Origin of the sequence: Sulfitobacter sp. TMED3 (assembly GCF_002167505.1) — a bacterium.
GTDB lineage: Bacteria > Pseudomonadota > Alphaproteobacteria > Rhodobacterales > Rhodobacteraceae > Sulfitobacter > Sulfitobacter pontiacus.
Window position 1 is genome coordinate 22,398 of the sequence record NZ_NHBI01000070.1, and the last position, 20,832, is coordinate 43,229.

The 20,832-nt window shown below is 60.6% G+C and carries 13 protein-coding genes and 1 pseudogene; 1 reads left to right on the plus strand and 13 read right to left on the minus strand.

Translation table 11 applies throughout. The annotated features are described in order from the left end of the window. Positions 1 to 20 precede the first annotated feature (20 nt). From CBB63_RS15960 to CBB63_RS16015, 12 genes and pseudogenes are all read right to left on the minus strand, one after another. Positions 21 to 2,159 (minus strand): TonB-dependent siderophore receptor, encoded by a 2,139-nt coding sequence (locus CBB63_RS15960; RefSeq protein ID WP_286699852.1) that lies wholly within the window; start codon positions 2,157 to 2,159, stop codon positions 21 to 23. A 102-nt stretch (positions 2,160 to 2,261) separates the two neighbouring features. Next, positions 2,262 to 3,164, minus strand: a complete 903-nt coding sequence (locus CBB63_RS16440; protein ID WP_502695961.1) for a helix-turn-helix domain-containing protein — start codon at positions 3,162 to 3,164, stop codon at positions 2,262 to 2,264. Between the two features lie 63 nt (positions 3,165 to 3,227). Next, positions 3,228 to 4,685 (minus strand): annotated as a pseudogene (gene cysG / locus CBB63_RS15970) (siroheme synthase CysG). Next, positions 4,682 to 5,617 carry a glycosyl transferase family protein gene (locus CBB63_RS15975; protein ID WP_286699854.1) on the minus strand — a complete coding sequence of 312 codons (936 nt, stop codon included), beginning with the start codon at positions 5,615 to 5,617 and terminating at the stop codon, positions 4,682 to 4,684. The pseudogene cysG and the gene CBB63_RS15975 overlap by 4 nt, the downstream one beginning before the upstream one ends. After that, positions 5,614 to 8,190, minus strand: a complete 2,577-nt coding sequence (locus CBB63_RS15980) for a nitrate reductase (protein ID WP_286699855.1) — start codon at positions 8,188 to 8,190, stop codon at positions 5,614 to 5,616. Before CBB63_RS15980 ends, CBB63_RS15975 begins: the two co-directional genes overlap by 4 nt. Beyond that, on the minus strand, positions 8,187 to 8,522 hold the full coding sequence (nirD, locus tag CBB63_RS15985; RefSeq protein WP_009825833.1) for a nitrite reductase small subunit NirD: 336 nt from the start codon (positions 8,520 to 8,522) through the stop codon (positions 8,187 to 8,189). The genes CBB63_RS15980 and nirD overlap by 4 nt, the downstream gene beginning before the upstream one ends. Further along, a complete protein-coding gene (nirB, locus tag CBB63_RS15990) occupies positions 8,519 to 10,945 on the minus strand; it encodes a nitrite reductase large subunit NirB (protein WP_286699856.1) in 2,427 nt (808 codons plus the stop codon). The genes nirD and nirB overlap by 4 nt, the downstream gene beginning before the upstream one ends. A gap of 4 nt (positions 10,946 to 10,949) precedes the next feature. Continuing rightward, positions 10,950 to 12,635, minus strand: coding sequence for an ABC transporter ATP-binding protein (locus CBB63_RS15995; RefSeq protein WP_206338402.1), 1,686 nt, complete (start codon positions 12,633 to 12,635; stop codon positions 10,950 to 10,952). Positions 12,636 to 12,640: 5 nt separating this feature from the next. Continuing rightward, positions 12,641 to 13,714 (minus strand): ABC transporter permease, encoded by a 1,074-nt coding sequence (locus CBB63_RS16000; protein ID WP_009825830.1) that lies wholly within the window; start codon positions 13,712 to 13,714, stop codon positions 12,641 to 12,643. An 83-nt stretch (positions 13,715 to 13,797) separates the two neighbouring features. Continuing rightward, entirely contained in the window at positions 13,798 to 15,168 is a 1,371-nt protein-coding gene (locus CBB63_RS16005) for a CmpA/NrtA family ABC transporter substrate-binding protein (RefSeq protein ID WP_286699857.1), read from the minus strand. 249 nt (positions 15,169 to 15,417) lie between these two features. Beyond that, the gene (locus CBB63_RS16010; protein WP_286699858.1) at positions 15,418 to 16,563 is read right to left on the minus strand and encodes an ABC transporter substrate-binding protein; all 1,146 of its coding nucleotides are present in this window, start codon (positions 16,561 to 16,563) and stop codon (positions 15,418 to 15,420) included. Further along, positions 16,560 to 17,144, minus strand: coding sequence for an ANTAR domain-containing response regulator (locus CBB63_RS16015; RefSeq protein ID WP_286699859.1), 585 nt, complete (start codon positions 17,142 to 17,144; stop codon positions 16,560 to 16,562). The genes CBB63_RS16010 and CBB63_RS16015 overlap by 4 nt, the downstream gene beginning before the upstream one ends. 842 nt (positions 17,145 to 17,986) lie before the next feature. On the opposite strand from CBB63_RS16015, the gene CBB63_RS16020 reads away from it, so the two are divergent. Beyond that, on the plus strand, positions 17,987 to 19,057 hold the full coding sequence (locus tag CBB63_RS16020; RefSeq protein ID WP_286699860.1) for an alcohol dehydrogenase family protein: 1,071 nt from the start codon (positions 17,987 to 17,989) through the stop codon (positions 19,055 to 19,057). A 314-nt stretch (positions 19,058 to 19,371) separates the two neighbouring features. Here the strand turns inward: CBB63_RS16020 and CBB63_RS16025 are convergent, their stop codons facing one another. After that, entirely contained in the window at positions 19,372 to 20,466 is a 1,095-nt protein-coding gene (locus CBB63_RS16025) for a tyrosine-type recombinase/integrase (protein WP_286699861.1), read from the minus strand. Positions 20,467 to 20,832 lie beyond the last annotated feature (366 nt).

Below are 20,832 nucleotides of genomic sequence, written 5' to 3' on the forward strand. Positions count from 1 at the left end.
ACGCGTGAGGGCGAGGCGCTTTACCACTTCTTGGACAGCGTCGCAGAGATCGTGCGCCCGTCGCCATAGTAGGTCGAGAAATAGCCCACCGACGACACATAGGCCTCGTCTGTCAGGTTGGTCACATTGACCTGCAGTTCCGTGCCGTCGTCAAAGTCATAGGACACGGCCGCATCCAGCAGCGTCACAGAGTCGAGCTGATTGGCATTTGCGTTGAACGCATAGCGTTCCCCGATGAACCGCGCGCCTGCGCCCACGGTCAGCCCGGCAAGCGGTCCGCCCTGAATCTCTTTCGATGCCCACAGCTTGAAGGTATGTTTCGGGGTCAGCCCCAGTTCGTTGCCATTGTTGTCACCGCCGATGATCTCGCTGTCGGTAAAGGAGTAGCCACCTGTTACGCTCCAGCCGTCGGCCAGATTGGCACGGCCTTCCAGCTCTAGCCCGCGGATGCGGGATTTGCCGACCTGATCATAGGCCCGCACACCGGCCCCATTCTGTACATAGACGGGGCGGTTCATTTCTTCGAGCTGATAGACCGAGGCCGACAAATAGGCATCAAGGGTGGCGGGCAGGTATTTCGCGCCAACTTCCCATTGCTCGCCCGTGGTCGGGTCAAGCGCTGTGCCCGTATCGCCCGGTTCTGCAAAGCTTTGGAACGAGGTGCCATAGGACAGGTAGGCCGACACGCCATTGTCCCAGACATAGCCAAGACTTGCCTGACCGGTGGTGGCGCTGTCGTCGCGTGTCAGATCAACGGTGCCGGGCGTGCCGCCAGAGCCCGGAACGGTGTAGAGCGTTTCGGACTGCCCTTCGGATTTGTTTCGATCATGGCGCATGGCCAGACCAGCGCGCCAATTGCCATATTCGATTTCGTCGCTGGCGTAGATGCCGACCTGTTCCACGGTCACATTCTTGTTCGCATACCAGCTTGCCCCGTCGCGCACTGGCGTGATCGGGCTGTAGTCTGGCGCGGCAACATCAATGCTGTCCTGACCATAGTAAAACACGCTGAGCGCAGATTCTTCGAACCGGCTGGCATCGATACCAAAGGCGAGATTATGCAGCACATCGCCGGTCAGCGCCGAGCCTTCAAGCCGCAGGTCCGTGGCAAAAGACGTCACATCTTCGTCTTGCAACAGCTGTGTGCGCGCCACATCGGTGCCGGTCACCCCGCCGACAGAAAGGTTGGAATAGGACCAGTCGAATTTCGTGACGCCCGTGTTGCTGACCAGCCGCCAGCCATTATCGAACGTGTGGGTGACCTGCGCGCCCAGATTAAGCACCTTGCGGTCGCCGTACTCCAATGCCTCATTGCCAAAGTAGAAGTCGCGCAGGTCTTCGTCGGAACGGGTGCCGACCAGCCCGTTGGGCACGCCCGAGGGGGAATCCGGGTCGTCATCCTGATAGGACAGCAGGAATTCCACCGTCGTTGCATCGGTCGCCTGGTATTTCGCGGCAAAGCCCAGATAGGCCCCGGGGTTGTCGTATTCATCGATCCCCAGAACACGATTGCCCGCCTTGCCGACGATGCGATAGGCAAAGCGGTCATCGACCACGCGGTTGGCATCGCCAAAGACATAATAGGACCCGTTGCCATCCGCATGCAGGCCCAGCTCGGTCGTGTCGCCATCAGATTGGGCGCGTTTCTGGATCAGGTTCACCAGCCCGGCGGGCGACCCTGCCCCGTATAGCACCGAATTTGGGCCGCGCAGAAGCTCCACCCGTTCCATGCCGTAAAGATCAAGCGAGGGCGCGCCATAGTTCGGGCGCGTAGAGCGGCTGAANTGCAACCCGTTNAGGTANATCTGGTTTTGCAGGTCNNCCCCGCGGACCGAAATTGAATCAAACCGCGGNTCNGCCCCATAGGCTTCGGTCACGACACCCGCCGCATAGCCAAGCGCCTCTGACAGATTNTTGGCGGCCGTATCCTCGATCTGGTCGGTGGTGACCACCGTGACGGAGGACGGCGTTTCCAGCAAGGACCGCCCGCTTTTGGTCGACGCCGTGGTGCCCGCGGCATAGCCCACCACCGGGCCGGTCGGGTCTTCTTCGGACTGGATAATGATCTCGCCCAGATCAACGGCGTCCTGCGCCATCGCCACACCGGCAGACAGGGCCAGCGCGCTGGTCCCCAGCATCAAGAAAAAGGTGAANTTCATGGATATACGTCCCGCTGNTTATTTTTCCGAGTATTTAACTCAGTTATAAGGCGGCGTCTTGAACGCATCCGCCGTCATTTGTCCCAATCCGCTGTAAACGTATCACTGAATATCGCGTCGCCACTGCGATGGCGGNACCCCGACAGACCGGCGAAAGACCCGTGACAGATGGGCCTGATCGGAAAAACCGGTTGCCGCGGCGATGTCGGCAAGGGGGCGTCCGGGGTCGGCCATCATCTCCTTGGCGGCGACGACGCGACACTCGGCGATCCAGCGTTGCGGCGACAGACCCGAGGTTTGCTTGAACGCGCGGCTGAACCAGCTTTCGGAGAGCCCCGCCAAATCGGCCAATTCNCCCACACCGACGGGGCGAAANATATTCTGCGCCATGTACTGCCGNACCGCCGTCATATGCTGAGGCGACAGNCCGCCGGACGCAGGCAGGGCGTTTTGCGNCGNCGGGTCCATCACTGCGCCCAAAAGCGATTGCAGCAGGCCTTCCAAGACCATCNTCCCNCGTTGAGGGGTCTCCACTTCGCNGGCCGCNAGACGGCCAAGGGTCAGCAGCACGCTATCCTCCGGCGCAAACATCACGCGGCGGGGCAGCTCTGATACACCGATCGCACCAAGCCGTGTCTGCAATGCNGCNGCGTCAAAATGGAAATCNATATGGCTGAGCCTTTGGGCCTTGCCCAGCTTGCTCCACAACGGGGTGCCTGCCGGTACAAAGAANGCNCGCGTTCCGAATTGGGCCGTCGNCCCCTCGCCCGTTCGAAGCGCGATCAGCGGCGGGGTGTCATCCAGAAAGACCACAAGGCGCGGATCCGGCGCGGTGTAATNCCCGCCGCCCCCTTGGTCCCCGTCGACATGCCAGACATCTGCGACAGCCCCCGACAAGGGCCGAAACCGTAAGGGCTTGATCGTGCGCAGGTTGCGGGTCTGCGCCTCCATACGAGGGACAAAAACCTGTGGCACATAGGATTTTGATAGAGGGNCGGATGACATGACGACGCGCTGAGACAGCTCCAGAATTCTGAAACCATTTTCTGACAAATTTACTCGGATAANTCAATTCCGCAACATCCCCGNNGGGATCNNCANNNANGNTNAGTCTTGCACCATCGATACGACGCGCCCNACTGCGNTTTGCNCCAAGGGCATATCGGCCTGATGGGCCTCCCGAGGCCACCGGATGAACAGCATGGCCTCGCCTGCGATCTTATTGACGCTCAGCGTCGCTTCCAGATCTTGAAGGGAGCANCGCAAAATCTTCTGATCCTTGCGCTGCGCTTTCGCGGCGATTTGCAGGTCGAACTGAACCCCCGGATGCGCTGTCTTTAGGTGATCCACAATCTGTGGCGCNGCCCCCACGGCCATGTAAAGCGCCACNCATGTGCCGGGTCTGATNTCCTTGATCGGTTCNGGCACCGNATATCCATCTTGGCGATGGCCGGTCGTCAGCACCACGGTGTCGATCTTGCCCCGATCCGTCAGGCTTTCACCGATGCTCGCGGCCGCGGCGCATGCGGCGGTGACGCCGGGAATGATCTCGAATGCGATACCGCTGGCTTTCAGCGCATCGACTTCNTCNGTGCTGCGCCCGAACACCCCCGGATCACCACATTTCAGNCGCACNACGCGCTGGCCGCGTTTGGCAGCCATCACNAGGGTCTGNGTGATTTTCTCTTGCGGCNAGCTGTGACAGCCCGGAGCCTTGCCGACGTAAATGCGCTCGGCGTCACGACGGGCCAATTCAAGGATTTCAGGGTCAAGCAACCGGTCATAATAGATCACATCCGCTTCTTGCAGACGCTGCACGCCGCGCAGGGTGATCAGATCCTTCGCCCCCGGTCCTGCGCCAACAAGGCTGACGCTGCCGCCCGCAGCGGTGCCGAAGTCGCCCGTTTCAATGGCCGACTTGATACGCTTGGCCGCCGCGCGTTCGGCACCGGCGGCAAACATCCAGCGCGGGCTGTCGTTGAAAACCCAACGCCACAGATCGCGACGCGCGCGCGGATCAAGGCGCGCAGACGCTTTCCCCCGCAACCGGCCCGCAAGTGCAGCTAGATCCCCCAGCCGCGGCTCCAGCATTTCCTCTACTTTCGTCTTGATCTGGCGGGCCAGCACCGGGGCTGTCCCTTCGGTGCCGATGGCTACGACCACCGGATCACGGTCCACGATGGAAGGCGTGATCGCGTCGCAAAGCTGTGGCTGGTCGACCACGTTAACAATCGCCCCGGCCTCTTTGGCCAAAACATGCAGCGCCATGTCCGCACCAGGGCAGCCAGTGGCGATAAAGGCCAGCGCGGTGTCTGAAAAGCTGTTCGGGGTGATTGGACCGTCGTGAAGTGTGACACGGCCCGATGCAGCAAGGTCCGACAGTTCGGCATCGAATGTAGCGGCCCAGATCTCGACCGTCGCCTCGGTTTTCAGGATCAGGCGCGCCTTCTGGGCGGCCTGCTCGCCGCCCCCCATGATCACGACGCGGCGGCCCGCCATTTGCAGGAACATTGGAAATGTCTTCATGCGGATTGCTCCTTTGGCTGGTGTCGCTGGTCCCAAAGGCTGCGCGCCATTTGGTCGGCTTGAGAGAGCGTCGGAGACGCCTTCAGCGTCCACAGCGCAAGTGCCGCAGTGCCGGTCACCGTGGCGATTGCGAAAGGGTCGTCCACGCGCCCCTGCCACAGGCCATGCAGGTCGATGACATCGCCTGTTTCATGCAAACGCCGGGTGTCATGCAGGATTGACGCGGCGGTCTGCTGGATATGCGCCCCGTCGCGCAGGCCGAACAGGGCGATGTCCTTGGAGGGATGACGTTCGAATTCGCCGCCGCCCCCTTTGATGATGCTCAGATCCTGCTGGCCCAACAGCTGCGCGGCTTGGGCCTGCAGGCTGCGGTAGGACGGGTGAAACACGCCTTGCACCGTCGCCGGGGCCTCGGACGGGTTCCACATCCGCAATACCGTATTGAAGCACGATCTGAGGCCGAGCGTATCGCGCAGGTTCAAGATGCTGAAAGCCGCAGGGCTTAGGGTTTCTAGCGGGGTATAGGCCACCTGCGGCCCGGCAAGATCGATCACCTCGCGCACCGATGCATTGGCCGATTGATGCGAATTCCACCCGTGCATCGAAATGCTGTAACCGGCCTGCCCCACCAGCCGCGCAGCAAGCAGGAACAGCGGCACCCCCCGGCTGCGGCCTGCGGCATAGGACGGCCAGTCCAGATCCGCTTTGGGCAGTTTGCCCACCACATGTGCGCGCAATGCTGCGGTGAAACCGGCAATCTCTTCGGGGGTTTCGCCGCGCAGACGCATGACCATCAACAGCGCGCCGACCGCTTCGGGGGCAGCATCACCGCGTAGGATCAGCGCCATCGCGTCCTGAGCTTCGGCCAAGGTCATCGCGCGGGCACGCCCCTTGCCGCGCGCGACGATCCGGACATAGGGGGCCAGGCTCATTCTGCGGCCATCCGTTGCAAGGTCTGATCCAGCAAGGCGGCGAGTTCGGGTTTGCACGACCCGCAGTTTGTCCCCGCGCAGGTGGCGTCGCCCAAGGCCGCGACGGTAGAGGCCCCGCCGGCGATCGCGGCCAGCAAAGTATTGCGCCCCACATCAAAACAGGCACAGACCGTAGCACCCGGTTCCGGCCGGTCAGAGGCGTTGCGCCCGGCGAGCGCCGCCAACGCCGATGTGTCCGTCCCGATCAGCGCGATAATCGCACTGCGCGAGACGACCACCGGATTGGGGGAGACGAAAAGCAGCCCGGTGATCCGCCCACCTTGGGTTATCGCAATCCGCACGCCACCGGTCGCCGCGTCGGATTGGAGCGAAAGATCACCCTCCGCCTGCCCCGTCAGAAGGCGGGCCTCTACCTCCCAATCCTCGGGGTTTTTGCTGCCCGCCAGCTCTGCCTGCCAGCCGGTATTGGTGCGGGCCACGGCGGCATAGGTGGTGCGCGTGGCGGGTTCCGCGATGCTTGCCAGAAAGCCGTACCATTTCGCCTTGAAAACCTCGGCAGTGACAGCGCTGGCCTTCAAGGCGGGTTGACCTGAAATCGGATCGGTTAGCGGCGTCATGACGCTATTGACCGTGCCCGCGGTGCTGCGCTGACGTGTCCAGTGCATTGGCGCGAACAACGCGCCTTGGGCGACGCGCGGGGTGATCAACGCCCGCATCAAAACGCGACCACGGCTGTTTTGCAGCGCGATCAACGCCCCGGGGAGNGCCCCCAATGCGGCGGCATCAACTGGGTTCATCTCTACATANGGTTCGGCCAGATGTGCCCCAAGCCGCGCCGATTTGCCCGTGCGCGTCATCGTGTGCCACTGGTCGCGGTTCCGTCCGGTATTGAGCGTAAAGCGTGANTTCNGCGACACNGGCGATGTCACGGCAACCATCTGCGCCTTNCCGTCAGGATGATAATATTNCCCGTNCGCAAAGAAACGCGCCCCATTGCGCGGCCATTGGGTCGGCACCATTTTCGCGTAATCCGCATCGGCAAAAATGCTCAGATCAAGATCGCGCGGGAAGGCCNAAGCAGCCTGATCAAGCGCGACATATTCGGCAAAGACATCCGCGGATGAGCCATAGGAAAAGGCATCCGAAAACCCCATACGCGTGGCCACGTCGCTGATGATCTTCCAGTCGGNCCGCGCATCACCGGGGGCGGGCAGAAAGGCGCGCTGGCGCGAAATGCGCCGTTCGGAATTGGTCACGGTGCCGTCTTTTTCACCCCACCCGGTGGCGGGCAGCAGGACGTCAGCCAAAGCGTTGGTATCCGTCTTCTCCATGATGTCAGACGTAACAACAAAGGGCACNTTTGCAATTGCCGCCGCCACGCCATCGGCATCGGGCAACGACACCGCGGGGTTGGTCGAGATNACCCACAGTGCCTTGATCCGCCCGTNGGCACAGGCCTCGAACAGATCGACAGCCTTCAGTCCCGGTTTNGTGCAGATCGTCGGGCTTTGCCAGAANCNCTGCACCGCGCTGCGGTGCGCTTCATCCCCGATCTCTAGGTGGTTTGCCAGCATATTGGCCAGACCGCCCACTTCGCGCCCCCCCATGGCATTGGGCTGGCCGGTCAATGAGAACGGGCCCATCCCCGGATTGCCGATGCGCCCTGTGGCAAGATGGCAATTCAGGATCGCGTTNACCTTATCCGTGCCNCAGACCGATTGGTTGACGCCTTGGGAGTACGCGGTGACGACTTTGGGCGTGTTTGCCCAAAGCGCATAGAAATCGGCCAATTCCCGAGCGTTCAACCCGGTGTCCGCCGGATCACTGGCCTGTGCCGCCGCCAGCGCCGCGTCCAGCCCGTTCACATGGTTTTCCGTATAGGCCGTGTCGAGTTTTCCGGTCTCTGCCAGATACGCCAGCAACCCATTGAACAAGGCAACATCCCCGTCGGGGGNNATCCTCAGATGCACATCCGCCAGATCGGTGGTCGCCGTNCGGCGCGGATCGACATTGACGATCCGCATATGGGGGCGCGCNTNTTTNGCNGCGGCAATACGCTGGTGCAGGACCGGATGGCACCACGCCAGATTGGACCCGACAAGCACAACCAGATCGGCTTGCTCCAGATCTTCATAGGTGCCGGGAACGGTATCGGTGCCGAAGGCACGCTTGTGACCCGCGACAGAGGANGCCATGCACAAACGTGAATTCGTGTCGATATTGGCCGCCCCGATGAACCCCTTCATCAGCTTGTTGGCGACATAATAGTCTTCGATCAGCATCTGGCCCGAGGCGTANAAGGCGACGCTNTCCGGCCCATGCTGCGCGATGGCATCGCTGAACCTCTGCGCCACCATATCCAGCGCCGCATCCCAGTCTGCCCGCACCCCGTTGATCTGCGGATGCAAAAGCCGCCCGTCCAGATCGATGGTTTCCCCCAAGGCAGCGCCTTTGGAGCANAGCCGCCCGAAGTTGGCCGGATGATCCGGATCCCCCTTGATTGTACCATCGGCGGCCGCCAGCACACCGCAACCTACACCGCAATAAGGGCAAGTGGTGCGCGTGAGGGTCATGCGGCGCTCCGCGCTTGCAGGAACGTCCGGTCCAGCAGGATGCGCCCGCCTTCCACCCGCGCCGGATAGGTCGCGACGCGGCCCGCGTCCGCGCCCTGCGCCTCTCCGGTCTCGAGAGAGAATACCCAGTTGTGCAGCGGGCAGGTCACGGATTTGCCATGCACGATGCCTTCGGCCAATGGCCCCGCCTTGTGCGGACAGGCATTATCAAGCGCAAAGACCTCATCCTCGGCNGTGCGGAACACCGCGACACAGCCAAGCGTGGTCTTGATCATNCGCGCACCGCGCTGTGGCACATCATCAAGTGCTGCGATATCGATCCAGCTGGTCATTCCGCAGCCTCCAGTGACAGGGTTGCAAGGGGTTNGTAGCGCTCGGCCAGCTGGGTCACGTGTTCGGCCCACGGGTCTTTGCGGTAAATCGTCTGGCTCAGCTCGAAGCGATCAACCAAAGCGTCGCCTTCGGCAGCAACCCGTTCCTTGATCCAGTCCAGACCGACCTTGGCCATCCATTTGTAGATGCGATCAAGGTATTTGGCATTCTCGCGATATAGCTGGGTCACCGCCTTGATCACATTGATCGCCTCTTGCTCGGTCGGCACCTGGATCAGCAATTCGGTTTCCCTCACGTCCATACCGGCCGCCCCGCCGATGCTGATCTGGTATCCGCTGTCGACACAGATGACCCCGATGTCCTTGCAGGTCGCTTCNGCGCANTTGCGCGGGCAGCCCGACACCCCGAGTTTCAGNTTATGCGGCGTCCAGGCCCCCCAGAGTTCTTTCTCAAGCTGGATACCCAGTCCGGTGCTGTCCTGGGTGCCAAAGCGGCAATGATCCGTGCCGACACAGGTTTTGACCGTGCGCAGCCCTTTGGAATAGGCATGTCCCGACACCATGCCGGCCGCGTTCAGATCAGCCCAGATGTCGGGCAGATCCTCGCTTTTTACGCCCAATAGGTCGATCCGCTGCCCGCCGGTGACCTTNACCGTCGGCACCATGTATTTATCCGCCGCATCGGCAATGGCACGCAGTTCGTCCGGCGTGGTGATCCCACCCCACATGCGCGGCACGACGCTGTAGGTGCCGTCCTTCTGGATGTTGGCGTGTTTGCGTTCGTTGATGAAACGCGATTGCGGATCGTCGCGNTATTCCAGCGGCCAATCNGCAAGCAGATAGAAGTTCAACGCGGGGCGGCAGACATGGCAGCCGTCGGGCGTCTTCCACCCGCATTCCTGCCAGACCGCCGGCATCGAGGTCAGTCGCTGCGACTTGATCATCCGCCGCACGTCTTCGTGGGTCATGTCGGTGCAGCCGCAGATCGACGCTGCGGCAGGCAAGACGAAATCATCCCCCAGCGTGACCGCCAATACCTGTTCGACCAACCCGGTGCACGTCCCGCAGGATGCGCTGGCCTTGGTCGTCGCTTTGATCGCGCCCAGATCAGAGGCNCCCGCCGCGATGGCGTCTTCGATTTGTCCTTTGCAGATACCGTTGCAGCCACAGATCTCCGCGTCACGCGGTAAGGCTGCAACAGCTGCTAAAGGGTCCAGGGGGGTCCCCCCTTGGTAGGCCGGGCCAAAAATCAGCGTATCGCGCATGTCCGCGATGTCGGTCTTGTCGCGTATCAGGCCAAAGAACCAGTTGCTGTCGGCGGTGTCGCCATACATCACCGCCCCGATCACCACGTTGTTCTTGATCACCAGACGGCGATANACACCNCGCGCCGGATCGCGAAAGACGATATCCTCGCGCCCCTCGCCATCGGCAAAATCGCCCGCACTGAACAGATCACAGCCCGTCACCTTGAGCTTGGTCGACAGCTCTTTCGGGACAAAGGTCGATGACTGCCCCAGCAGGGTCTGCGCCGCCACCTTTGCCTGATCGTACAGCGGTGCCACCAGACCGAACAGCGCGCCATTATGTTCCACGCATTCNCCGACCGCCAGCACGTCAGGGTCGGAGGTCACCATCTGGTCATCCACATGGATTCCCTTTCCAACGGCCAAGCCTGCGCCCTGCCCGAGCGCCACATTGGGGCGGATGCCCACGGCCATGACCAGCAAATCGCAGGGCAGTTCCGTCCCGTCATCCAGCAGCANGGCACGGACCTTTCCGTTCTCGCCCAGGATCTGCTTGGAGTTTGCGGCGCATTTGACGGTGATGCCCTTATCCGTCAGGGCGCGGCGTAGCAGATAGCCTGCGGCCTCGTCCAATTGCCGTTCCATCAAATGCCCCATGATGTGCACAACGGTCACGTCGACGCCGCGGGCCGCCATGCCTGCCGCCGCCTCCAACCCTAGCAGCCCGCCGCCGATCACGACGCATTTGTTGCCTTCGCCCAGCCCCATCATCCGTTCGGTGTCTTCCAGATCGCGGTAGGCGATGACGCCNTCCAGATCGTGACCCGGCAANGGGATCATAAAGGGGTTCGATCCGGTGCCCAGAACCAGCTTGTCATAGGACACCGTGCCNTTCTCGCCCGTTACCGTCTTTGCTGCGCGGTCTATTTCCAGCACCTTTTCGCCAAAACGGCAGGTGATGTCATTTTCGGCGTACCATCCATCATCATGGGTNACGATGTCGGCATAGGTCTTCTCTCCCGANAGGACCGGGGACAGCATGATGCGGTTGTAGTTGCCCCGTGCCTCTGCNTTGAAAAGGGTGATGTCATAGGCNTCGCGGTCCTGTTCCAGAAGGTGCTCCAGCACCCGACCGGAGGCCATACCGGCACCGATAACGACAAGTTTCTGTTTCATGGTCTCACTCCGCCGCGATTGCTTTGGGTTTCGGTGTCCCGCCNGAGGCAGGTGATTTCGGCGCATTGCCGTGTTCGTATTCCTCNAGGAAATCGAGCACTTCTTGCCGGTAGCTGTAATAGTCNGGGTGTTCGAGCAGCGCCTTGCGGGTGCGTGGACGCGGCAGGTTNACGTCGGTGATCTTGCCGATGGTGGCTTGGGGTCCGTTGGTCATCATCACGACACGGTCGGCCAGCAGGATCGCCTCATCCACATCATGGGTCACGCAGATCGCCGTCACTTTGGTGCGCGACCAGACTTCCATCAGCACTTCCTGCAATTCCCAGCGGGTCAGACTGTCGAGCATGCCGAAAGGTTCATCCAGCAGCAGCAGTTTGGGCGATAGGGCAAAGGCACGGGCGATGCCGACGCGCTGTTTCATGCCGTTCGACAGGCTGGCGGCATTCTTGTCCATACTGTCTGCCAGCCCGACACGTTCAAGGTAGTATTCCACCACATCCTGACGTTCCGCCTGCGACGCGCGGGGATAGACCTTGTCGACACCAATGGCGACGTTCTCCTTGGCCGAGAGCCACGGGAACAGATTGGGCGACTGGAACACGACGGCGCGTTCGGGGTCTGCACCTTGGACGTTCCACCCGTCCAGACGGATCGCACCTTTCGAGATCGGGTTCAGCCCCGCAGCCATCGTCAGCACAGTGGATTTACCGCAGCCCGAATGCCCGATCAGCGAGATAAATTCGCCCCTGTTGATCTTGAGATCAAAGTTCTCGACCACAGTCAGCGGCCCTTTCGGCGTCGGATACACCTTGTCGAGCTGCGAGAAATTCAGGAATTTTTCCTGGATGGCACCTTCCTGCGCCTTGGAGACTGCCGCGGGCACTGAATGGATCGGCGTGACATTGGGCAGCATACGCGTTTCTTCGACTTTCGCGGCGATGCCGATGTCCATCAGATAGGTCGTGACCTGTCCGCGCAGCGCCTTGAATGCCGCATCATTGTTCATCGCAATCCGGTCGCGGGGGCGCGGAATGTCGACTTTGAATGCGTCCCCAAGCGTGCCGTCCGGATTAAGGGCGATGATCCGATCCGCCAGAATGATCGCTTCATCCACGTCATTGGTGATCAGGACGCAGGTTTTCTTGTCTTCGTCCCAGATCGCCTCGATCTCATCCGCGAGATTGGCGCGGGTCAGGGCGTCGAGCGCCGACAGCGGCTCATCCAGCAGCAGCATTTCGGGGTCCATCGCCAGGGCGCGTGCCACATTGACCCGCTGGCGCATCCCACCGGACAATTCAGCAGGGCGGCGCGTGGCCGCATGGGACAGGCCCACCATGTTGACATAGTGATCGACCTTGGCCGCCCGTTCGAGTTTGGAGAGATCAGGGAACATCGTATCGACAGCAAGCCTGACGTTGCCCTGCACGGTCAGCCACGGCATCAGAGAATAGTTCTGAAAGATCACACCGCGTTCGCGGCCCGGTTCGGTGATGGGCTTTCCCTTGTAGGTCACGCTGCCCGAGGTCGGCTGCTCNAGCCCCGCCATCAGATTGATCAACGTGGTCTTGCCGGTGCCCGAGAACCCGAGGATGACGACGAATTCACCTTCGGCAACCTCAAGGGAGATGTCCTTGAGAACGGGTTGGGTGCCATAGGTTTTGGTGACATTGTTGAAGTTCAAGATACCCATATCGATCACCGGTTATTCGAGAAGGTGAACATGGACTGGAGCGCATACATCACACGGTCCAGAAGGAAGCCGATGATGCCGATGGTCAGCACCGCGACCATGATCCGCGCCAGACTTTGCGAGCTGCCGTTCTGAAATTCATCCCAGACGAATTTTCCAAGCCCGGGGTTCTGCGCCAGCATTTCCGCCGCGATCAAAACCATCCAGCCCACACCAAGCGACAGCCGCAGCCCGGTAAAGATCAATGGCAGCGCCGAGGGCAGCACCAGTTTGGTGATCTTGGTATAGGTATTCATTTTCAGCACGCGACTGACGCTGACAAGATCCTTGTCGATGCTGGCGACGCCAAGGGATGTGTTGATCAGCGTGGGCCAGAGCGAGCAGAGCGTAACGGTGATCGCCGAGATGAGGAACGACTTGGAGAACATACCGTCATTGGTGCTATAGACGGCTGATACGATCATGGTCACGATGGGCAGCCATGCCAGTGGCGAGACCGGTTTGAAGATCTGTATCAGCGGATTCAGCGCCGCATTCGCCGTTACAGACAGGCCCGCAGCGATGCCCAGTGGGATCGCAACGATCGACGCAATGAGAAAACCGAAAAGCACGGTTTTGATCGAGGTCCAGATCTGGTCGTAGTAGGTTGGCTTGCCTGTATAAGCGCGATCACGCACACGATCTGTGTTGCCACTTGCGATATGCTTGGCGTTGCGCGCCTCTTGCCGCTCGTAGAAGGCGGCTTCGCGTTCGCCCTCGCGGATGGCGTCCTGATGCAACTCGCCCACCTGCTCCCAGACTTGGGCAGGGCCGGGCACAGCCCCGAGCGAGGTTTGAACCTTGGGGGCCAGGCTTGCCCAGAGGGTCAGGAAGATCGCAATCGCCAAGAGCGGCACGCCTAGAAGCCGCCAGATCTCGCCCGCCTGCGCGCGCGGATTATCCCCCGCGGCGGCCTTCAGGATCGGTGTCATCCAAGACAGGCCAAAGACGCTGAACCATGCGTCGGCCTTGTTGATCCGGGCAAAGCGCCGCGCGCGGCGGGCTTCGATATCGAGTGTGTTTGTGTCAATCGCGGTCATATCGGCTGTCCAATTGCTGCTTTTGATGAAAGTGGCTCCCNCCCCCTTCCGCTTTGCGGTGTGGCAAAGCGCGGGGGCGGGGTTTAGCCTTCGACCTTGCTGTCGANGACCGTTTGACCGGACTTCAGACCGATGGGCAGGCTGTCGATATAGGCGTTCGGCGCGCGTCCGTCGTAGCTGATCCCGTCGATGATATCGGCAGCCGGTGTCGGTGCTTTGAAGCCGTCNCTATCCCAAGGNAACGCCGCTTCGTCGGCCATACCCTCGTCCACCAGCAGCCTTGCGGCCTGNAGGTAGATGTCNGGGCGATACACGTCTGCNGCNGTCTCGAAATACCATTCATCCGGCTTTGTCTCNTCGATCTGGCCCCAGCGACGCATCTGGGTCANATACCAGATCGCGTCTGAATAGAACGGATAGGTCGCATTGTAGCGGAAGAAGACGTTGAAGTCGGGGGCGGGGCGCACATCCCCTTTCTCGAACTCGAAAAAGCCGGTCATGGAGTTGGCGATCACATCCGCATCCGCGCCCACATATTCAGAGCGCGACAACATTTCCACCGCTTCCTCGCGGTTGGCGTTGTCGTTGGCATCAAGCCACATTGCCGCGCGGATCAGTGCCTTGGTCAGGGCCAGCGTGGTGTTGGGGTTTTCCTCGGCAAATTCGGCGGTAATGCCAAAGACCTTCTCGGGGTTGTTTTTCCACATGTCGTAGTCGGTGATCACCGGCACGCCGATCCCTTTGAAAACCGCCTGCTGGTTCCAAGGCTCACCCACGGCGTAGCCCGATATCGTCCCCGCTTCCATTGTCGCAGGCATCTGCGGTGGCGGCGTCACGGACAGCAGCACATCCGCATCAATCTGNCCGGAAATATCNTGCGCGCTATAGTAGCCGGGNTTCAGTCCGCCCGCCGCAAGCCAGTACCGGATCTCGTAGTTGTGGGTCGAAACGGGAAAGACCATGCCCATATTGAACGGCTCGCCGCGGTCCTTGTAGCCTTCGNCCACCGGAGCCAAAGCACTGGCGCTNATGGGATGCTGCGGCCGNCCATCGTCCATCGTGGGCACGTTCGGCTTCATCTCGTCCCAGATGTCATTNGAAACNGTGATCGCATTGCCGTTCAGGTCCATCGAGAAGGGCGTGATGATATGCGCTTTGGTGCCATAGCCGATCGTTGCCGCCAGCGGTTGGCCCGCCAGCATATGCGCNCCGTCCAGNTGGCCGTCGATCACGCCGTCCAGCAGCACTTTCCAGTTGGCCTGCGCCTCAAGTCTGACAAAAAGCCCCTCGTCCTCNAANTATCCCAGCTCGTAGGCCACGGCCAAAGGTGCCATATCGGTCAGCTTGATAAAGCCAAAGGTCAGCTCCTCTTTCTCAAGCGCCAGCATTTCGGCCGACGCCGCNGTCGCCANCAGACTTGTCGAGGCGAGCAGGAGTGCGAATGTATTTTTCATGGGTCATGTCCTTTCATGGCCCCGNAGGGCAGAAACGAAAAAAGCCGCACGTATGGTTCACGGGGAAGAAATCCGTGCTCCGTACGAGCGGCATTGCTCTGAGTGATGTGCGACCAGCATTGGTCAGCGGTATAGGTCGGACAACGTTGTCCCTTGGCATCAAGGGTGGCTCATAGACGCAGCTTCACGCAACGAATTTTCTGCATTGCGGCAGCTTTTCAGAGGCCCATGCAGAAGCCGCTTAAGAATTCATCGCACAGCTGCGGTGAAATCAAACNTTCTGCCGTCAAAAAAGGCGTCNGGCGAAAGAATCATCTCTCCCCGCGCGGATGCTACAGATGTTGGCAACGTCATCGCCCCTTCGGTTTTCTCGGAGGATTGGGGCATATCAGCGCCGATATCAGACAGATTCTGGCGGAAAAGATCGGCNCGAAAACAGGTTTTGGCTTTCTCGATTCCCGCGGCNTCNGCACCNAGGTGATGCGCGATCCACGCCGCCTGACTGCGCCACGGGAAAGTNGCGGCATGGCTGTGGAACTGCAAGAANCGNTCCACCGTGATCGGAGAGGCCCCCGTTCGGGGGACGATATGCCCGGTCAGCGCCGGATCGATCAAATCGGGCGACATGCTCAGGTGTTCACTGCGCCCCAAAATCTCGACCGCCAGCGGCTTGTTTCCCGGCGCATCAAGCCAGGCCGACGCTTGGTATACCGCCCGCATCAGGCGACGCACGCTGTCTTCGTTCTGCGAGGCCCACTCATGGCGCGCGGCAAGCACCTTTTCCGGCGCGAACTGCCAGACATCGCGGCCCGCCATCATCAGCTTGGCCACATTATTCTGCACGGCCACACCGCCCCAGGGCTCGCCCACCCAGAAGGCGTCGACAAACCCGTCCGAGACGGCATCCGCCATACGCATCGGCGGCACGGTGACTTCCTCGATCTGCAGGTCNGGCGCTTGCGCGGCCCAATANGACAGCAGCAACCGGTGCATGGAATAGTGGAAGGGGATACCCACACGCAGCGGTTTGGCACCGCGCGCGCTGAGCCCCGACAGCAATGCAGTCGTGTCCCCAAAGCGCACATCCTCCAATGCGGAAGCAACAGCGTTAGAGACGCCGAACACCGTGCCGTTCACGGATAAGACCATCAGCGCATCTACCCGCGCGGGNAATCCGCCCATCCCGATGGACATGGCCACCGGCATTGGCGACAGCATATGCGCGGCATCCAGATGCCCCAGTGCCAGCATATCGCGCAGCGCGGACCACGAAGGCTGACGCAAAAGATTAAGCGCGAGCCCCTGNTCGGCAGCAAATCCCAGCTCTTTCGCGATGACCAGCGGGGCGCAATCAACCAANGGNACATAGCCACAGTTCAGAACAACCTCGCTCATGACAANAGATCCGCTGCCGTCACCAATGCTTGTGCCACATCGATGACCTTGCGATTCTGGCTCATCGCGGTGGTGCGCAGNAGCTTATAGGCGTCATCCTCGGACATGCCGCGTTGNCGCATCANGATCCCCTTTGCGCGGTCGATCGTCTTGCGATCCTCCAGCGCTTGCTTGGCAGCATTCAGTTCGAAGTGGAATTGACGCATCATTTTGAAGCGCNCGATGGCNGTTTGCAGCACGGGTTTGATCCGGTCCATCTGAAGACCATCCACCACATANGCGCTGACCCCGGCATTCAGCGCCGCCTGCGTCAGGTTCTCATCGGTCTGGTCCACAAACAGCGCGACCGCCCGCTTGGTCGTCTCGGTCGCGTGAGAGATATGTTCAAGNGTATCGCGGTCCGGNTTTGTCAGGTCGATAAGAACGATNTCCGGTGAAAATTCCCNCACCGTCTGGTTCAGNTCCGACATCTGCAGCAAAGCCTTNACGTCAGACCAACCCGCTTCGCGCANNGCATCCACGATGTCACGCACGCGCTCGGGGTTTGGCTCTACAACCAGGATACGCAGATCTGCATTCATGCATTTTGATCNNCGATCATCGGNGCAACTTCAATCTGGCATCCCTCGTGCGCCAGCGGCTTACGACACGCTTAGCCCAAACAGCGAGCAGAAAAGACGCATGTGCCAATCTGTTGTGCAGAATAAAACAGTCGCTCGACNACAGCGGTGCCAGCCATTCAGGTTTACACCAGAGCTANNGNCAGCCCCCGCAAAAGCACAAGCGGGCCGGAACGTGGTACCNCCNCGANATCCGGCTGTGGGGCCGTNAANGATCCGGTGNCAGCAGCGACAGNCCTAATCGCTTGGCCGCATCCAGNGCGGCCTCATGATGCAGGGGCCANGCTTGCGTCAGCCCTTCGATGATCAACAACAGCGCGGTATCGGCCCCCTTCAACGCGGTCGCCGCTGCGGCCCTTTCCGCGACCTCTGCCTTGTGACGTTCCAGTAAGTCGCGCAGCGGCTGACTGCCCGGTTCAGCGGCCACTGCAGCATGAAAGAGGCAGCCATGCGCGCTCTCGGTCGCCATCCAGTTTCCAACGCGNGTCAGTATCGTATCAAGCGCCTCGCTCGGNTCCTCTGGCANGTCATCAAANACGCGGGCGAGATAGCGCTGATGCCGGTTCTCCAACGCAGCAAGCACCATTTCCGCCCGGGACGGCGTGTATTTGTAAAGCGTGCGAAGGCTCACGCCCGNAGNATCCCGCAGGTCTTCGACGCTNGGCTCGGCAAAGCCCCGATTGGCAAAGGCGCGTTCAAGCCCTGCGGATATCTTGCTCATCATATCGGTCATNCTTGACGATGTAGAACGATCCCTCTACCTACGCAAGTAGAGCAATCATTCTACATCGGAGTTTTCCCCTATGACGCTTCCTGAAACGATGAAAGCTGTACGCCTCACCGGCCATGGCGGGCTGGACAAGCTTGAATGGTGTGACGACGTTCCGNTNCCGCAACCNGANGNTGGCGAGGTCTTGATCCGTGTGGGCGCATCGGCGGTGAACAATACCGACGTCAACACCCGAACCGGCTGGTATTCGAANGCGGTGCGGGGCGACACAGGGTCCGCCGCAACCGAGGGCTACGCGGGGGCGTCTGATGCTGACGGCGGATGGTCCGGTGCGCTCAGCTTTCCGCGCATCCAAGGCGCGGACTGCTGCGGAGAGATCGTTGCGGTCGGTGACGGAGTGGACGCNGCGCGGATNGGTCAGCGCGTGCTGGTGCGGCCGATGNATCGNCCGGCCGGTGCCGGACCAGATGCGCTGGTGACCTTCGGCTCNGAGCGCAATGGCGGCTTTGCGGAATACACCACCGTGGGCGANGAANACGCATTACGGATCGAAAGCCCGCTTTCGGATGTCGAACTCGCGTCCTTCCCTTGCGCATTCTCCACCGCCGAAGGCATGATCCAACGCGCCGGATTGGGGGACGAGCGTGTGCTCATCACAGGCGCATCCGGCGGCGTCGGATCGGCGGCGGTGCAACTGGCCAAGCGGCGCGGNGCCCATGTCACNGCCTCTACCAGCCCGGCGAAAATGGANGCGCTGAAAGCCCTCGGCGCGGATGCGGTGATCGACCGCAATGAGCCTTATCCNAANGANNCCTTCGACGTCGNGCTCGACCTTGTAGGGGGGCCGCNCTGGCCCGAACTGCTTGATGCTTTGGTGCCACGGGGGCGCTACGTCACGTCNGGCGCGATTGCCGGTCCGATCNTCGAACTTGATCTGAGGACGCTCTACCTCAAGGANCTGACCCTCATCGGGAGCACCCGGCAAGACCCACGCGTANTCACTGATTTGGTCAGCTACATCGAAGCAGGCGAGATCAAGCCCGTGGTCGCCGAAACCTATCCCTTGGCTGACTTGCANGCGGCGCAGAAGGCATTTCTGGAAAAGTCGCATATGGGCAANATCGGCGTGACAATCGCAGACTGANANNCACGAGGCACAGGTTACAGCCTGCATAAGGCACGGCCTGCTCACAAGTATCGCTCCGGACCTTCGCCGCTGATGGCGTCGAGGTCCGGTTTCGCGCGGACCGTGAGAATGTCTCGCATTCTGCCATCATTAAATGCGCAATCGCTGCACGCCGTTTCGAATACGTCCTGCTGGCCAATACAGCCAGGCCGCCCCCTTACCCCCACGCGTTCGGCTTTCCCCGCAAATAAGCCACGCTCTCAGGCAGGAATGGTGACCCCGGCAGGATTCGAACCTGCATCCTGCCCCTTAGGAGGGATGCGTTCATAGCGCTATTCCTTTCGTGATTTCTTAATGTTGGGCGTTTGTACAGCGTCATCCTGTACGTGGTTTGTACGAAAACGGGCTCTGATGTCGGCCTCATCGGTCTCGGCGTGGGCATAGATGCGCATGGGCAAATTGGGGTCTGACCAGCGTCCAGCCTTGGCCGCCGTGACGGGATCGACGCCCTGCCGGACGACTAATTCAGTGAAGAACCCGTGCCGTCCAGCTGGGTGCGCAGAAAGGTACGGGATGCCCGCGCGCTTGCAGATCGTCTTCCAGCGCGTGTTGTAGCCGGTTGAGCTGCCATAGCCGAAAACACGGGCTTTCATGAACTTGCCGGTCTTGCGGTTCTTGGGTCGCTTCGGCGGCAGCGCAAGAAGCTCGTCCATCATCTGAGGCGAGACGGTGATCCAGCTTTCCGGATGTCCCTTCTGCGCTTTCACGCGAACTTTGTTTTCGTGCGGTCGAAGGTCATCAGGCTCCAATGACACGGCCTGATCGATCCGTGCCGCCGTCTCAAACATGAACCGGACCAGCGCGGCGTTGTAGGGATCAGCGGCACGGCAAAATGCCTCGATCCATTCCTTGTCAGCTGGCGTGCGCTCTACGCGGCTAAGCTTCCCCCGCCGCTTGTCCTGGGCGATCCGTTCAAACTTGTCGTAAGGCTTCACGCGGATGAGCGGCGTGCCTTCCAGCTCGTGCGCGTTGTTGATCACCGCGCTCGCAGGCGTCACGATTTCACGCCACCAGGTGTCGGTTGATGCTTTGGGCTTCAGCTTGGGCCCAAGGCTCTTCAGTAACGCACCAGAAATCGCGCTGAGCGATAGGTCGCCGATTGCCTCGACAATAGGGATCAACTGCTTCGCTGCTTTTGGGGACGCGTTGTAGAGCATGATTGCATCAGAGAACGTCTTGCTCGGTTCGTCGCCCACGACATAACGGCGGATTTGCCGTTCGGTCTCATGGTTTATCCAGTCCCGTGCGCCCTCTTCTGTAGATGCCTTAGTGCTTCGCCGGTATGGGCCGGCGATTGGCCTGCCGTTGTATTCAATCCACCCCTTGGCCCAGTAGACACGGCCCCTCTTGTAAATTTGGAGCGGCATGATTGGCCTCCTTCAAAAATCGTATCAATCTGCGCGGGCGTGATGAGCATGGTCCGCCCAAGACGATAAAAAGCTCCGGTCTCATTTGCCCGCTCGCGCAAAGTGCGCTCTGAAATATCGATCCCCATTCCGGCCATGACTTCGACCCATTGCGCGGGCGTTTTCCCAAGCCCCAGGATCTGAGAGCTGTCTGAATAGTTGGTCTCTGCCATTTCAGTCGTCCTTGTCCGCTAAAGTTGAATCGGCGATACGCATGGAATCGCTTGTTCTGCACCTTCTGACGTGGTCAGATGTGATTAACTGTAATTGTTCGTCATATTTTGCAAAGTTCGCGAATTTCGACGAAGTAGTCAATTGGAAAATTCA